The following is a 17529-nucleotide window of genomic DNA, read 5'->3' as shown; positions in this document are numbered from 1 at the left end:
CAATGTAAAACCATCAATTAACTTTTTAAGTTACTTTGATGGTTTTTTTCTTTTACAACATACTTTTCATTGCTCTAGATTTGATTACGGTCTCTTCCCACTCCTTTTCAGGATTACTACTTAGCGTAATTCCACCTCCAACATAAACCAAAGCTTCATTTTCTTTTATTTGCATACAACGTAAGTTCACAAACAAACTTGAATTTGTATTTTCTCCTACTTTTAAATTCAGTTCTCCTAGAAAACCTGTATAATAAGCTCTGTCGTAATTTTCATTTTCCTGAATAAACTCCTTAGCTACTTCTGCAGGATAACCACAAACAGCTGGTGTAGGATGCAAAACTTTAACTACATCTTGAATATTAGATGCTAAAGCTTTTCCTGTAATTTTTGTCCTCAAATGAAGCAAACTACCTATTTTAAAAGTCTCTTGAGCTGCAACTTTTAAATCAGAGCTAACTTCTTTTAATTTTTCAATAATGTAATCAGTTACTAATTGTTGTTCATCAAGCTCTTTAGCTCCCCAATCAATTTCTTCACCTTCCTTATACAACTGGGTACCTGCTAGCGACATTGTTTTAAATACATTATTTTCAACGTCTAATAATGTTTCCGGAGTTGCTCCCATCCACATTCCTACTTTTGGATGAAACCAGAGATATACAAAAGCATTTGAATAGGTTTGCATCATCTTTTGCAAACTTTTAACTACATAAAAACCTTTGGTTTTAACAGTTTCACACCTTGACAGCACTACTTTTTTAAAATTTCCATCAGCAATAGCTTCTACTCCACTCCTTACCAGATCGACATGACTTTTTTTTATTTCATCATTTAACTCAGTCTCATTCTTCTGGCTAAAATTAAAAGTATTTATACCTGAAAGGTCTTCAGTTATAACTTCTGCTTTATTTTCTGGAATTAAAATTGTTGTTTTTTTATTATCAAAAGGTGCAAAAACAAAACCAGATTCATTAAAATCTTCCGAAAGAAAAAGTTCATCATTCTGCTGAAAAAAACTTTTTATTTGCTTTGCATTAGGTTTTTTATAAACTACAAAAGGTAAATTATTTTGTAAAGATTTATATACTTCTTCAAAAATTCTCAATCTGAAATCTTTAATAATTGTTTTTTTATAAAATCGAAATTAGACCAAACTAAAGCGTGACTAGCCTTAGGAATTGTTATCAGTTTAAATTGATCTTTAGAAAATTGTTTTTCTAATAGTTTTGAATTTTCATAAGGTACAATCCAGTCTGCATCTCCATGAATACTTGTTACTGAATTTGATGTACTCTGCCAATCATCTTCAAATTGTTTCAAATCTTTTTGATGTGAAAGCTTTTCTTTTGAAGCTTCTTTCCAAACTTTAGGAACCAACCATCTTGTTAATCTCCATTTATAGAAATTAACCATCCAAGGCATTGGTTCAACTTTACTATGTGAAGCTGGAGCTAACAGAATTACATCTTTTAATTTTTCCTTAACTGAAAGTGCTATTGGCCCACCATAAGAATACCCAACTAAAATTGTTTTATTAGGTTGTAAATTCTTTATCACATCTTTTAACATGTTTCTTTCAAAAGCGATACTTTCTTGCGCATGATTTTTATCTTTATAATTATAGCCTATACGATCGTAAGCTAACATATTATACTTCTTCTGAAGTAGCGTATCGGACATGTATTTTGAAAAATCGTTAATAGAACCAATAGTTCCGTGCACAAAAACCAAAGTTGGTAAAGAATCACTACTATGGATAGACAGTTTTCTATAATCGAAGCCTTTGTAATTCTCTTTAGTTAAAACAGGTTTAACCACACTACTTTTATAAGATTCTAAAATCTTTTGATCTGATTTGGGCGCTGTAAAAACTCGAAAAGCAAAATACAGCCCAACTAAAATCAACAAAAGAATTATTCCAATTATTTTAAACACTTTTTTTAACATCTAATTACTTATCTAAAATAATGTTAGTCAATTTACATATAGAAATTAACTCGTCTTTTTCATTTGTAACTTTTACTTCCCATAAATGCGTTGTTCTACCTTTATGAATTGGTTTCGCAGTTGCAAACACAAATCCTTCTTTTACACTTTTTAAATGATTTATGGTAAGTTCAATTCCTTTAACAACCTTTTCTTTATCTTTTAAAAACAAGAATGAAGCTACACTTCCAACTGTTTCAGCAATTGCAGCAGTTGCTCCACCATGTAAAATTCCAAAAGGTTGATGCACATTCGAGTTTACTGGCATTTTAGCCGTTAAAGAATCATCTCCTACAGTAACAAACTCAATATTCAATGTTTCCATCAATGTATTCTTATTCATTGAATTTAACCGTTGTAGCGTTTCTTCTTTATTCATTTCTTATAAAAAAATTCAACATAAAATTTAGAGCATAAAAATACGTATTTTTGCAATGATTAAAAATTGAATAATGTACAAAGTTCGCGTAATTTTAGATGTAGAGGAAGATGTAATTAGAACAATATTGGTTGATGAAAATCAAACTTTAGAACAATTGCACAAAACCATTGCAAACTCTTTTGGTTTTGATGGTAGTGAAATGGCTTCTTTTTACACTAGTGATAATGGATGGAATCAAGGTGAAGAAATTCCTTTATTCGACATGTCAGAATCTGAAGTTGGACTTTCTATGAGTACATGTATTCTTAAAGAAATTTTACCGAACCAAAACGATAAACTTATTTATGTGTACGACTTTTTACACATGTGGACATTTTACGTGGAAGTAATTGAAAAATCTCCTGAAGCTATTCAAGAACCAAAAATCGTTTTAAGCGTAGGAGAAGTTCCTAATGAAGCTCCTGATAAAGTATTTGAATCTGATAATATTGCTGATGATTTCGACTCTGAGTTTAACGACTCTTTTAATGATTTCGATAATATTGATGATATCGACTTCGACAAATATTAATTAGTCTTAAGACACTAATTAACAACACCATTAAACTTCAATCTCTAAAGATTTAACTGCTCATAAATAAATATTAGTAGTAACAATTTGGTATCTTGTTCGTCATATAAGAAACTAATTAAACTTTTTGCGATTGGATACGATACTGTCTATTAAAAATCTCGACAAAAAATATGGTCGAGTTCATGCTGTAAAAAACCTTTCATTTGATATTGAAAAAGGAAATGTATATGGAATTTTAGGTCCGAATGGTAGTGGTAAATCTACTACATTAGGTATTATTCTTAATGTTGTAAATAAAACTTCTGGTGAATTCACTTGGTTCAACGGAACAGCATCTACACACGAAGCCCTAAAAAAAGTAGGTGCTATTATTGAGCGACCTAATTTTTATCCTTACATGACAGCCGTTCAAAACTTGCAACTTATTTGTAAAATAAAAGGAGTTTCTCAAGATAATATTGACGAAAAACTAAAAGTTGTTAATCTTTACGAACGTAAAAACAGTAAGTTTAAAACGTATTCTTTAGGAATGAAACAACGTTTAGCTATTGCTTCTGCACTACTTAACAATCCTGAAATTTTAATCTTAGACGAACCTACTAATGGATTAGATCCGCAAGGAATTCATGAAATTAGACAAATTATTAGACGTATTGCAAAAACAGGAACAACCATTTTATTAGCTTCTCACTTACTTGATGAAGTTGAAAAAGTTTGTTCTCATGTAGTTGTAATTAGAAAAGGAGAAAAACTTTATAGTGGTAGAGTTGATAATATGATTGCTTCTAATGGTATTATTGAAGTTAAAGCAGAAGATAATAGAGAAGAACTTATTAATGTTTTAAAAAACTATTACGATGTTGCTACAGTAAATGTAGAAGACGATCTAATTATTGCTAGACTAGAAAATGAGACTTCTGCTGCAGAAATAAACAGATACTTATTTGAAAAAGGCATTGTTGTTTCTCATCTTGTAAAAAGAAAACCTAGCTTAGAAGAACAATTCCTTAACCTTACTAACCACTAAAAATTAACTATGATACGTTTATTACAAATAGAATTCCATAAACTTATGCACAATCGTGCAAGTAAAGTTTTATCCATTATATATTTCGGATTATTAACATCGATAGCATTAATTGCTGCTATTAAATTTAATATCGGACCGATAAAGTTTCACTTAGCTGAACAAGGTATTTTTAACTTTCCTTATATCTGGCACTTTAACACATTTATGGCTGGTATTTTAAAGTTTTTCTTACTGCTGGTTATTGTTTCCATGATGGCTAACGAATATAGTTATAAGACATTAAAACAAAACCTTATTGACGGATTAAGCAAAAAAGAGTTTATCCTTTCTAAATTTTATACGGTTATTGCTTTTGCTGCTATTTCAACAGTATTTGTTTTTGTAGTTTCTTTGATTTTAGGATTAATTTATTCTGATTTTAATGAAATAAGCATCATTTTTTCTGATTTAGAATATCTTCTTGCCTTCTTTATAAAATTAGTTGGATTCTTTTCTTTTGGACTTTTCCTTGGAATTTTAATCAAAAGATCTGCTTTTGCTGTTGCAGGAATGATCGTTTGGCTAGTTGTAGAAAGCTTATTCAAAGGGTATTTATTATGGAACTACAGACATTTGAAACAAGAATCATTCACTCACATGAATGAAATCATGCAGTTTTTCCCTTTAGAAGCTATGGGAAATCTAATTAGAGAGCCATTTTCTAGATTAGGAGCTGTAAGATCTGTAGCTAAACAAATTGGAGAAAATATTGCTGTTGATCATTCTGTAAGGTATACAGATATTATAATAGTTATATTTTGGACTGCAGTATTTATCTATCTTTCTTACGCCTTGTTAAAAAAGCGTGATTTATAGAGCGTTTTCCTTATTTTTGATCTTCTTTAATTTGAAGTTCAAATGAAAAAAACGATCTTACTAATTGCACTGATTTCTTGTCTAAATATTTTTGCTCAAAAAGAAGCTAATATTTGGTACTTCGGAAGAAATGCAGGAATAGATTTCAACACCTCTCCTCCAACTGCCTTAACAGATGGTCAATTAAATACTTTAGAGGGGTGTTCTACATTTTCTGATAAAGACGGAAATCTACTTTTTTATTCTGATGGAATTACAGTTTGGAATAGAAACCATGATATCATGACGTACTCTGATGGTAGATTTGCAGTTGATCTTTTGGGAAATCCTTCTAGTAGTCAATCTGGTATGATTATACCAAAACCAAAATCTTCAACAATCTTTTATCTTTTTACGGTAGATGACGGTCCTAGTGGAGGAGGAACTATTGGAAATGGTTTGAATTTATATACAATAGATATTTCTCGTAATGGTGGTTTGGGTGAAGTTGTAGACGGACCTGTTCGTCTTTCAGGTGCTTTATCTGATATTTGGTCAGAAAAAGTAGCTGCAGTTAGAGGAACTGAATGTGATACTTTCTGGGTTGTATCTGCTGTAAACAATACTTTTCATGCTTATAAAGTAGATGATACTGGAGTAAATACTACAGCTGTTGTATCTACTGTTAGAAACTCAACAACAAGAAGAGGATATTTAAAATTATCTCCTGACGGAACTAAACTAGCTGTTGCTAATCAATTAGGAACTGCTAATTTATATGATTTTAATGCTACTAATGGAACTGTAGGAAATAATGAAATTATATTAACTAATTCTGGAGATGGAGAACCTTATGGAGTTGAATTCTCTGTTGACTCTAGAAAACTGTACATCTCAACAGTTTCTGGTTTTAGGTTCAATCTTAGCGATCCTGCAACTACATATAGGCTTTTTCAGTTTGATTTAAATGAAGCTAACATTCCTGGTTCTAAAAATTTGATTCATCAAGAAGCAGGTTTTAGAGGCGGACTTCAATTAGGTCCTGATAGTAGAATTTACGTAACAATTCCACAAGCATTTGATGATCCAAGAGGCGATGATCCTGATTTAGATGTTATTGAAAATCCAACCGCTAATGCTCGAGATATTATTTTCACTAAAAATGCTATTAATTTAGCTGGACGATTTTCTACTCAAGGTTTACCTCCATTTATCTCATCTTTATTATTACCTATTGAAATTATTGATCTTACTTCAAACGAAATTATAAACAACCAAGATCGACAATATTGTATCGGTGATTCTATAGAAATTGATTCTGGATCTGTAACTGGAACTGGTATTGCTTACGAATGGACTTTTGATAACGGTACCACAACAACTACAGTTTCAAACCTTCCGAAATTAACATTAAACAATTTAGATTCTTCCAATAACGGGACTTATACTTTAACAGTAAATCTAACTAACGATTGTGGTGAGGTAACTAAATTAGAAGGTAACTTTTCTATAGAGGTTTTTGCACCAGCTACTGCAAGTCCTTTAGCCGACATCAATTTCTGTGATACTGATGGAGATGGATTTAATACTTTTGATTTTGATACAGATTTAACTCCAACTGCTCTTGGTAGTTTAAGTGCTTCACAATTCGAAGTATTTTATTTTGATAATATTATCGATGCTCAAAATAACAATACAGCAAATGCACTTACCTCACCGTATACTAATGGAACAGCTTTTATAGATAGTGATATTTATGTGAGAGTACACAATAAAGATGCTCCTAATGCTTGTTTTGATATTACACAATTTAGATTGGCTATCACTGCACTTCCTACTCCAACTCAGCCTTTAGATTATGAAGCTTGTGATGATGTTGTAAGTGGTGGTGATACTGATGGATTTTTCAATAACTTTATGTTATCTACGAAAGACACAGAAATTCTTGGAAGTCTTTCTGCTACTCAATATAATGTAAGCTATCACACTACACTAACAGGTGCGCAAACTGATTCAACTACAGATGCAATTGATAAAAGTACTTCTTACAGAAATATTACAGCTAATGAACAGACTATTTACGTAAGAGTTGAAAACAGAGCCAACACAAATTGTAATACTGTCTCAGAACCCGGAACTAGTTTTTTACCATTCAAATTAATTGTTAATCCACTTCCTGTTTTAGCAAATCCTGTTTTTTTAATTGAACAGTGTGAAAATGATGGTGATTTAGCTGCTACTATTAATTTAACTCGTTCGCAAATTAATATTTCAAACAATCACACAAACGAAACGTTTAGGTATTATCCTACTCAAGCAGATGCTATTGCTAATACTGCTGAAATAATAGATCCTGTAAATTACCCTGCAAATAATGGTGATCGTATTTGGGTAAGAACAATTTCTGATAAAAATTGTTTTAGAATATCAGAATTAAACATCGCAATTAATTTTGCTGCTGATATTGTATATGATCGTGAGTTTACTGCTTGTGATGACTTCTTGGATGCTGATGGAAATGACACACTAAATAACGATGATACTGACGGAATCACTGTTTTTGATCTTTCTGAAGCTGAAACAGATATTAAAAATTTATTTGCACCTGCTATTCGTAACGATCTAGATATTTTACTTTTTGAAACTGAAGCCGATCGAGATGCTGTAATTAATGAAATAAGTAATATCAATACATATAGAAACACTAATATTCCTGCTAATACTCAGCAGATTATTTTTGTGAAAATTGTAAATAAACTCAACAATAATTGTACTGGTTTAAGTAAATTATTCATTAGAACATTACCATTACCTAATTTCGATGTTACCACACCACAAATTTTATGTTTAAACAACCTTTCATTTATTGAAGCTGAAGCTCCTGATGGAAATTACAATTATGAGTGGACAAGAAATACTGATCCTACTATTATTGGAAACGCACAACAATTAAATCTTACTCGTGGTGGATCGTATACTGTTACAGCTATCAATCCAACAACTTTATGTAGAAGATCTAAAACCATTATTGTTAATGAATCTATTATTGCAACTGTAACTCCAAATGATGTTGTAGTCGTTGATGATTCAGAAAATAATATGATTACCATAAACAACAATGGAACAAACTTAGGAATTGGCGATTACGAATTCGCATTACAAGATGAAAATGATCAAATTGTAATTGATTTTCAAGATAGGCCTGAGTTTGAAAACTTAACTGGTGGAATTTATACTATTTTAATCCGTGATAAAAACGATTGTGGAATTGCTCAACTAGATGTTTCTGTTTTAGAGTTTCCAGATTTCTTTACACCTAATAACGATGGTATTAATGATCTCTGGAATATTAAAGGGACAAATTCATTTTTCTATCCGCAAAGTAGTATCAATATTTTTGATAGGTTCGGAAAATTAATTACTTCTATAGAAATTGATAGCGAAGGTTGGAATGGTTTATACAATGGTAAAAGCTTACCTTCCAACGATTATTGGTTTAATATCCAACTTACTGATAGAAACGGAAAAACATTTACTAGAAGAGGACATTTTTCTTTACTAAGAAAATAAAATCATAAAAAATAAGAGTAGGAAATATAATTTTTTAACTGTTATTATAATAAGAGATTAAAATTTATTTAAGATATTTCCCCTCTTATTTGAAACTATGATTAAAAAAATACTTTTTTTACTATTTTGCTCTTCAATTTTATATATCAATGCTCAAAATGGTGCATCTGTTTGTGATGCTGCAGAGCCGATGTGTTCTGATGCTACAGGAGTAAAAATATTTAATAATGTTGTAAATGTTGCTGGTGAAGGAACTATAGGTTGCTTAGGTACAACTCCAAATCCTGCTTGGTTTTTTATTAAAGTTCAAGAAACAGGAAATCTAAATTTTCAAATTATACAAGCCACAAGTTTTGATGCTGCTGGTAATCCAGATGGAACTAGAATTGACGTAGACTTCGTTGCTTGGGGACCATTTACAACCCCAGATAGTAATTGTACGTCATTAGCCAGAACTTGTATTGATGCGTCTGGAAATACAATTGCTTGTGAAAGTAATACTTTTTCGCCAAGTTTCTACACAAGTAATACTGATGGAACCAATATGGTAGATTGTAGTTATGATTCGTCTCCTATTGAAACATTTACGATCAATAATGCTCAAGCTGGTGAATTTTATGTTTTATTAATCACCAACTTTGCCAATTTACCTGGACAAATAAAATTACAACAAACTAACTTTGGTATGCCTGGTGCTGGTGAAACAGATTGTTCTATTGTTACAGGAGAATTAGGTGCAGATCAAAACGTTTGTGAAGGAACTCCAGTAACTTTAGATGGAACTCCAACTTTAGGAACTGCTACTTCTTATGAATGGCAGATCGATACAGGATCTGGTTTTACTACGATACCTGGAGAAACAAATGCTACTTTAGTAATTAATGATAATCGTTCAGGAACATATAAAGTAATTATTACTGATGATACAGGAAATGTCGCAGAAGATGATGTAGAAATCACATATTTCCCTGTTCCTGTTGCAAATCCTGCTACAGATATTAATTTCTGTGATCCTGATGGAGATGGTTTTAATGAATTTGATCTTCAAACTGATGTAACTCCTCAAATACTAGGAGCGCAAAGTGCTACTCAATTTGAAGTTGTGTATTATTTGAATCAAGCTGATGCTGATGCCAACAATACCGCAAATGCATTGCCTAATCCTTATAGAAATCCAACTGCAGAAAGTAATCAAGTAATTTATGCTAGAATCCATAATACAGCTAATACAGACGTATGTTTTGATACAACTTCTTTTGCTTTAAATGTAAATGGACTTCCAGCTCCAACACAACCTATCGATTATGAAGTTTGTGATGATGTTGTAAACGGTGGAGATACTGATGGTTTCTACAATAACTTTATGTTAGCTACTAAAGATAGCGAAATACTAGGTGGTCTTTCTGCTGCTCAATACAATGTAAGTTATCACACGACACTTACTGGAGCTCAAACAGATTCTTCAACCGATGTTATTGATAAAAATACTGCATACAGAAACACTACGATTAACGAACAAACAATTTACGTAAGAGTAGAAAATAGAATTAATACAGACTGTAATGCTATTTCTGAATCTGGAACTAGTTTTTTACCTTTTAGATTAATCGTAAACCCATTACCTGTTCTTGCTAATCCAATTTTTGTTATTGAACAATGTGAAAACGATGGTGATTTCGCAGCAACTATTAATTTAACTCAAGCTCAAATTAATATTTCAAATAATCATACAAACGAAACTTTTAAATATTATCCGTCACAAGCCGATGCAATTGCTGATACTGCGGAAATAACAGACCCGGTAAATTATCCTGCAAATAATGGAGATAGAATTTGGGTTAGAACAATTTCAGTTAGTAACTGTTACAGAATATCAGAATTAAATATTGCAATTAATTTTGCTGCTGATATTTCATATACCCGTGAATTTACATCTTGTGATGACTTTTTAGATGCTGATGGAAATAACAATTTGAACAACGATGATAGAGATGGAATTACAAATTTTGATCTTTCTGAAGCTGAAACAGATATCAAAAACTTATTTGCACCTGCTATTCGAAACGATTTAGATGTATTATTATTCGAAACAGAAACTGACAGAGATGCTGTAATTAATCAAATTACAAATATTAGTAACTATAGAAATACGAATATTCCAGCCAATACTCAACAAACACTTTTTGTTAAAATAATCAATAAGATCAACAATAATTGTACTGGATTGGGTACACTTTTCATTAGAACATTACCGTTACCTGAGTTCGATATTACAACTCCACAAATTTTATGTTTAAATAATCTTTCATCTATCGAAGTTGAAAATCCTGATGACAATTACAATTATGAGTGGACTAGAAATAGTAACCCAACGGTTATTGGAAATGCCCAGCAATTAAGTCTAACGCAGGGTGGATCTTATACTGTTACAGCTATTAATCCAACAACTTTATGTAGAAGATCACAAACTATAGTAGTTAATGAATCTATTATAGCAACTGTGAACCAAAGTGATTTAGCAATAGTTGATGATTCTGAAAACAATACTATAACAGTAAATAACAACGGAACCAATTTAGGAGTTGGAGATTATGAATTCGCTTTACAAGATGAAAACGATCGAATTGTAATTGACTTTCAAGACAGTCCTCGATTTGAAAACTTAACTGGTGGTATTTACACCATTTTAATTCGTGATAAAAACAATTGTGGAATTGCACAGTTAGATGTTTCTGTTTTAGAGTTCCCAGATTTCTTTACACCTAATAATGATGGTATTAATGATCTCTGGAATATTAAAGGAACAAATTCATTTTTCTATCCGCAAAGCAGTATAAATATCTTCGATAGATTCGGAAAACTAATTACTTCTTTAGAAATCGATAGTGAAGGATGGAACGGCTTATATAATGGTAAAAACCTACCATCAAACGATTATTGGTTTAACATTCAACTGACAGATAGAAACGGAAAAACATTTACAAGAAGAGGACATTTTTCTCTACTTAGAAAATAAAATAATCCATATAACATAATAGGGTTTTAAGACAAAGTATCCTTATTTTTGTTATATGGATTTTAAACTTGTTTCAGAATTTCAACCTACTGGAGATCAACCACAAGCTATAAAACAACTAGCTGATGGAATTAATGCTGATGAAAAATATCAAACACTACTTGGTGTTACTGGATCTGGTAAAACGTTTAGTGTTGCCAACGTAATTGCAACTGTTAATCGTCCGACTTTAGTCTTAGCTCATAATAAAACATTAGCTGCACAATTATATTCAGAATTTAAACAGTTCTTTCCTGATAACGCTGTAGAGTATTTCGTTTCGTATTATGATTATTATCAACCTGAAGCTTATATTCCTGTAACTGGTACTTATATTGAAAAAGATCTTTCTATAAACGATGAAATTGAACGATTACGAATTAGTACTTCCTCTTCCCTATTATCAGGAAGAAGAGATGTTATCGTAATTGCATCTGTATCTTGTTTATATGGTATTGGAAATCCTATCGAGTTTAAAAAGAATGTTATCGAGATTGAAGTTGGTCAGCAAATATCGAGAACAAAATTCTTACATCAACTTGTTACAAGTTTATATGCACGTTCTGAAGTTGAGATTAAAAGCGGAACTTTTAAAGTTAAAGGAGATGTTGTAACCATTTACCCTTCTTATGGAGATAACGGATATCGTGTACATTTCTTTGGCGATGAAATCGAAGAAATTGAAGCTTTTGATATTGAAAACAATCAAATAGTAGAAGAATTTGAACATCTAAATATTTATCCAGCAAACTTATTTGTGACTTCTCCTGATGTTTTACAAAATGCTATTCACCAAATTCAAGATGATTTAGTAAAACAATGTGATTACTTTTCTGAAATTGGGAAACATTTAGAATCTAAACGTTTAAAAGAACGTACAGAATTTGATTTAGAAATGATTCGTGAGCTTGGATACTGTTCTGGAATTGAGAACTATTCGAGATATTTAGACGGAAGAGAAGCTGGTACGCGTCCGTTCTGTTTATTAGATTATTTTCCAGACGATTATTTAATGGTTATTGATGAAAGTCACGTAACTGTTCCTCAAGTTCATGCCATGTATGGTGGAGATAGAAGTAGAAAGGAAAACTTAGTAGAATATGGTTTTCGTTTACCTGCTGCAATGGATAATAGACCTTTAAAGTTTGAAGAGTTTGAAGCACTTCAAAACCAAGTTATATATGTTTCTGCAACTCCTGCAGATTATGAATTACAAAAAACAGAAGGTATTTTCGTTGAACAAGTAATTCGTCCGACTGGATTATTAGATCCTGAAATTGAAGTTCGTCCTAGTTTAAATCAGATTGATGATTTAATCGAAGAAATTCAAATTCGTGTAGAAAAAGATGAACGTACTCTGGTTACTACACTTACAAAACGAATGGCTGAAGAATTAGCGAAATATTTAACTAGAATACAAATTCGTTGTCGTTATATTCATTCTGATGTTGATACACTTGAGCGTGTTGAAATTATGCAGGATTTAAGAAAAGGACTTTTCGATGTATTAATTGGTGTAAACTTACTAAGAGAAGGTTTAGACTTACCTGAAGTTTCTTTAGTCGCTATTTTAGATGCTGATAAAGAAGGTTTTTTACGTTCTAATAGATCTTTAACTCAAACTGTTGGTAGAGCGGCTCGTAATGTTAACGGAAGAGCTATTATGTATGCTGATAAAATTACTAACAGTATGCAACAAACCATAGATGAAACGAATCGTAGAAGAGAAAAACAAGTAAATTACAACACGAAATTTGGAATTACTCCAAAACAAATCAATAAGAAGATTGATAATACGTTATCAAAAAATACTACGACTTCTTATCAATATGAATCTGCTACGCAAAAAGCAGCTGAACAAGATTTAGAATACTTACCTAAACCAGAAATTGAAAAACGTATTAGAGACAAGCGTAAACAAATGGAAACCGCTGCAAAAGCTTTAGATTTTATCGAAGCAGCTAAACTTAGAGATGAAATTAAAGTTTTAAAAGAACATTTAGTTTAATTCCAAATTTCAATCTTATTTCTTCTAGTAAGACTAGAAAACAAGAACTTCTTACTGTAAAAAATTAAAATAGGAAACTATAATATTATGAGAAACATTCTTTTTATGTTATTTGCTTTACTTGTATTTAATAGCAATGCTCAAAAAAAATCACATCGTTATTATGATGTTAATCTAAATGAAATTTCATCGTCTAAATTCAAAAGAAAGCAAAAATCGAATTTATTCAAAACTATAGTTTTTGAAAATGATACAACGAAAGTAAAAAAGTTAGTTTATATTGAAATGTTTGGGAAATTAGATGCAAAAAAGCATCATCAATTAAAAAAGCTATATAGTCTTAGACATCAAATTGATACCACTAAAGCTTGGTTTATTCATTATATAGATTCTATACCTGATGAGAAAAAAATGCCAAAATACTCTGGTAGTGCTTACTATGATAAAAAAGGTAAATATCTTGGATTTATTGCAAATGGACAGCCCAAAAAAAAGTTTAAAAAAATGGAGGCTAAATCTAAATCACATAGACACCTTAAAAACTATGATGATTATATGAAAGAAATCTTAGAAGAAGAAGGGAAATTTAAAAGAAGAAAAAAAGCAGAGCTACTTCATTTTTATGCCAAGAATTATGGTTTTTCAAATGAAACTTTAATTAAGCATAAATACATAAAAGATTATAATCTTATCATTAAAAACTTTTTTAAGGAAACTTTAAAACAATATAAAGTCATAGTTATTCATCCTAATGGAGAATTTCATTTATCATTTTATGAAAGTTTTTATTACACGAGTAAGGATCCTGAAAACCCAAAACATAAATTACTCAAAAAAAGTTTCTTCAATAAGATCAGAAATAAGTGGAAAAGAAAAGTTAAAAAGTTTAGTTAATATAAAAAGCCTCACTAAAATAGTGAGGCTTTTTTGCGACTTAAAATTATATAATATAACTAATTAAACTACTGAGATCATTTTTACAGGCAAAATGAATATTGCTTTAGATTTCACTTTTGTAGTTAGTTTTTTATAATTCAATCTTTCTTTAATAAAACTAGATATTTGTTTTACGTTTGAATATGAATTTACTGATAACACTACAATTTCGTTATTATCGTTAACAGTAAACTTTACAGTTACATTCATACTCTTCTGTACCTCAAATTCTGGGTTTGTTAACAAACTTTGAATTTGTTGACTCAATTCTACACTTATTTTCTTGTTGTCTAATGCTGGGTTTGTAGCAAATGTCATCGAACTAGATGCAAATGCAATAACTACTAATAATAATTTAATTGATTTCATAGTGATCGTTTTTTTATTGTCATTTAATGATTTTTCTATTAATAAAACATTTAACGCTTAGTTAATAATGATCCTATTGTTGACTTGCAAATCTGATGTAAAACTACAACAGGAAAATAATATCAATGTTATCCTAATTTTAACAAAAAAAGCTACTACTGAAACGAAAACGGTTGAGTTTTTGAGCTTTACACACACTGAAAAACTTAAAAAAATAATTCTTTATCAATCCGTAAAAAAGTTGAGTTATAAAATTGCATATTATCAAAATTCTTTTGACTATTTTATCGATATAAACAATTTCCAAATTAAATCTATTTACTTTTTATTTACAATTAATTAACTTTAATTTTACGTAAAGAAATTAAGCTATTTACTAAAACGTTTGCAATTTTAATTATCTAAATATTGCTCATATCAAAACATGATTTTATGCAGTTTTTTTGTTGAAGTTTACCATTTTAAAACACATAAAATCGCAAAAAGATTCTTGTTTTGGAAAAATTGTACTTTTCAGTAGTAAAAAAGTTATATCAATTTTGGAAAAGGCAATGAAATTAAAAAAGAACTATTAGACCTTCTTTATTTAGATTTTATACCATATATATAATAGGTAATAAAAAAGCTTCATAAAAGAATTATGAAGCTTTAAAACGGATAAGTGTTTTAACTTAAATTGTAGAAACCATTTTTACTGGTAACGTATAGATTTTAGCATCGATTTTTTTAGATAACTTTTTATAGTTTAATCTACTTTTTATAAATCCTTCTACTTCGTAAGTATTAGCATTAGAATTTACAGATAAAACTACAATTTCATTCTTTTTATTCACTGTTAACCTAACTGTTACTTTGATATCTTTTTCAACTAAAAAACTTGGGTTCTTTAATAATTTTTGAATTTCTTGACTAACTTCTGATTTTACTCTTTTATCAGTAGGCTTTGAGTTTGTTGCATAAGCAAAAGATGTAAAAACTAATGTTAATGCGATTAATAATGATTTGATAGACTTCATAGTGTAAGATTTTTTTGCTTTCTGTTTTTTTTGATTAATTAAGGTTTCTTCTCTTTAACTAATGTTAATCGGGGGTCTTTTGGTTTTAGCGCTTAACCGACACAAAAATACACGTAACCCCTTGTTATATAGTTAGGTAACAATTAACAAAAGAATAGCAATACGTTATACAAAACAATATTTAACGTTAAGTAAGAGCAGTTGTATTAACACTAAATTAAAACACTGAAATACAATAAATTATTCAAGACACATACAAAACTTAAGAAGTCATAAAAAGTTCGTAATAAGCAGTATTAAAGCTTAATAGATTGCAACAAAAAACCCCATTCAATTAAGAATGAGGTTTACTATATTTAATTAAGAATTAGTTTACACACTAATATCTTTATGAGTTTAATACTTCACCTACTTTATCAGCAGCTTCTTGGAATTCTGTAGCAGAAATGATCTCCATTCCACTGCTATCGATTAATTCCTTAGCTTCTTTAGCATTTGTTCCTTGTAAACGACAAATGATAGGTACATTAATTTTATCTCCCATGTTTTTGTAAGCATCAACAACACCTTGTGCTACACGATCACAACGTACGATACCTCCAAAAATATTTACTAAAATTGCTTTTACGTTAGGATCTTTTAAGATAATTTCAAAAGCAGTTTCAACACGCTTAGCATCTGCAGTACCTCCAACATCTAAGAAGTTAGCTGGATCACCACCTGCTTGCTTAATTAAATCCATAGTTCCCATTGCTAAACCAGCTCCGTTTACCATACATCCTACATTTCCGTCTAAATCTACATAGTTTAATCCTGCAGCTTTAGCTTCAACTTCGATAGGATTTTCTTCACGCTCGTCTCTTAAAGCAGCATAATCTTTGTGACGGAATAAAGCATTTTCATCTAAAGTTACTTTAGCATCTACAGCTAAAATTTTATCATCAGAAGTCTTTAATACTGGGTTAATTTCGAATAACGCAGAATCAGACTTTACATAGGCAGTATATAAAGCAGTAACGAACTTCACCATTTCTTTCATTGCACCACCGCTTAATCCTAAGTTAAATGCAATTTTACGAGCTTGGAAAGGTAATAATCCAGTACCTGGATCAACCTCTTCAGTAAAAATTAAATGTGGAGTTTCTTCAGCAACAGCTTCAATATCCATACCACCTTCAGTAGAGTACATAATCATGTTTCTACCAGTAGCACGGTTTAATAAAACTGACATATAAAATTCATTTGGCTCGCTATCTCCAGGATAGTAAACATCTTCAGCAATTAAAACTTGGTTTACTAACTTACCTTCTGCAGAAGTTTGAGGTGTAATTAACATCATTCCTAAGATATTATCAGAAATGTTATTCACCTCATCTAAATTCTTAGCTAATTTAACCCCTCCACCTTTTCCACGTCCACCTGCGTGAATTTGAGCTTTAATTACGTGCCAACCAGTTCCTGTCTCTTCAGTTAATTTTTTTGCTGCTTCAACAGCTTCTTCAGGAGTACTAGCCACTATACCGCGTTGTGTACGAACGCCGAAACTACTTAATATTTCTTTACCTTGATATTCGTGTAAGTTCATTCGTTATGAATTTTAAAAGTCGAACAAAAATACAAATTCAATTCAAACTAAAATAGCTTTACCCCATTAAAAAATTATCATATTTCTTTTAGCCTAGCTATTTATCTCTAATTCTATCTATCCTAAAAAATTGTTAAAAAAAACAAAATCTGTAACGGTCTATTTTTTCGCTGGTCTTTAC

Annotated in this window: 13 protein-coding genes; 7 read left to right on the top strand and 6 right to left on the bottom strand. The window is 30.6% G+C overall.

Annotated elements, in window-relative coordinates; translation table 11 throughout:
* Positions 1-52 precede the first annotated feature (52 nt).
* The 3 genes from Q1A15_RS12410 to Q1A15_RS12400 are packed head-to-tail and all read right to left on the bottom strand — an operon-like array spanning position 53 to position 2368.
* Positions 53-1108 (bottom strand): isochorismate synthase, encoded by a 1056-nt coding sequence (locus Q1A15_RS12410; protein WP_299624153.1) that lies wholly within the window; start codon positions 1106-1108, stop codon positions 53-55.
* A complete protein-coding gene (locus Q1A15_RS12405; RefSeq protein ID WP_299624150.1) occupies positions 1105-1938 on the bottom strand; it encodes an alpha/beta hydrolase in 834 nt (277 codons plus the stop codon). Before Q1A15_RS12405 ends, Q1A15_RS12410 begins: the two co-directional genes overlap by 4 nt.
* 16 nt (positions 1939-1954) lie before the next feature.
* Positions 1955-2368, bottom strand: coding sequence for a hotdog fold thioesterase (locus tag Q1A15_RS12400; RefSeq protein WP_299624147.1), 414 nt, complete (start codon positions 2366-2368; stop codon positions 1955-1957).
* 70 nt (positions 2369-2438) lie between these two features.
* Here Q1A15_RS12400 and Q1A15_RS12395 point away from each other — a divergent pair, with 70 nt between their 5' ends.
* From Q1A15_RS12395 to Q1A15_RS12365, 7 genes are all read left to right on the top strand, one after another.
* Entirely contained in the window at positions 2439-2942 is a 504-nt protein-coding gene (locus Q1A15_RS12395; protein WP_299625026.1) for a hypothetical protein, read from the top strand.
* Positions 2943-3075: 133 nt separating this feature from the next.
* Complete coding sequence (locus Q1A15_RS12390) at positions 3076-3972, top strand: ATP-binding cassette domain-containing protein (RefSeq protein ID WP_299624143.1); 897 nt, start codon at positions 3076-3078, stop codon at positions 3970-3972.
* A 9-nt stretch (positions 3973-3981) separates the two neighbouring features.
* Positions 3982-4830, top strand: a complete 849-nt coding sequence (locus Q1A15_RS12385) for an ABC transporter permease subunit (protein WP_299624140.1) — start codon at positions 3982-3984, stop codon at positions 4828-4830.
* A 42-nt stretch (positions 4831-4872) separates the two neighbouring features.
* Positions 4873-8379, top strand: coding sequence for a T9SS type B sorting domain-containing protein (locus Q1A15_RS12380; RefSeq protein ID WP_299624137.1), 3507 nt, complete (start codon positions 4873-4875; stop codon positions 8377-8379).
* Positions 8380-8476: 97 nt separating this feature from the next.
* On the top strand, positions 8477-11395 hold the full coding sequence (locus Q1A15_RS12375; protein ID WP_299624132.1) for a T9SS type B sorting domain-containing protein: 2919 nt from the start codon (positions 8477-8479) through the stop codon (positions 11393-11395).
* 55 nt (positions 11396-11450) lie between these two features.
* Positions 11451-13442 carry an excinuclease ABC subunit UvrB gene (gene uvrB, locus Q1A15_RS12370; RefSeq protein ID WP_299624129.1) on the top strand — a complete coding sequence of 664 codons (1992 nt, stop codon included), beginning with the start codon at positions 11451-11453 and terminating at the stop codon, positions 13440-13442.
* Between the two features lie 87 nt (positions 13443-13529).
* Entirely contained in the window at positions 13530-14336 is an 807-nt protein-coding gene (locus Q1A15_RS12365) for a hypothetical protein (protein WP_299624126.1), read from the top strand.
* 63 nt (positions 14337-14399) lie between these two features.
* Here Q1A15_RS12365 and Q1A15_RS12360 read toward each other — a convergent pair whose 3' ends face one another.
* The 3 genes from Q1A15_RS12360 to sucC form a co-directional block, all read right to left on the bottom strand.
* Positions 14400-14747: a hypothetical protein gene (locus tag Q1A15_RS12360; protein ID WP_299624123.1), complete on the bottom strand. Its 348-nt coding sequence runs from the start codon at positions 14745-14747 to the stop codon at positions 14400-14402.
* A gap of 671 nt (positions 14748-15418) precedes the next feature.
* Positions 15419-15763: a hypothetical protein gene (locus Q1A15_RS12355; RefSeq protein ID WP_299624120.1), complete on the bottom strand. Its 345-nt coding sequence runs from the start codon at positions 15761-15763 to the stop codon at positions 15419-15421.
* 388 nt (positions 15764-16151) lie between these two features.
* Entirely contained in the window at positions 16152-17348 is a 1197-nt protein-coding gene (sucC, locus tag Q1A15_RS12350; RefSeq protein ID WP_299624117.1) for an ADP-forming succinate--CoA ligase subunit beta, read from the bottom strand.
* Positions 17349-17529: the final 181 nt, after the last annotated feature.

It is taken from the genome of uncultured Tenacibaculum sp., assembly GCF_947495995.1.
Lineage (GTDB): Bacteria > Bacteroidota > Bacteroidia > Flavobacteriales > Flavobacteriaceae > Polaribacter.
This window is presented reverse-complemented; position numbering and strand designations above follow the sequence as displayed.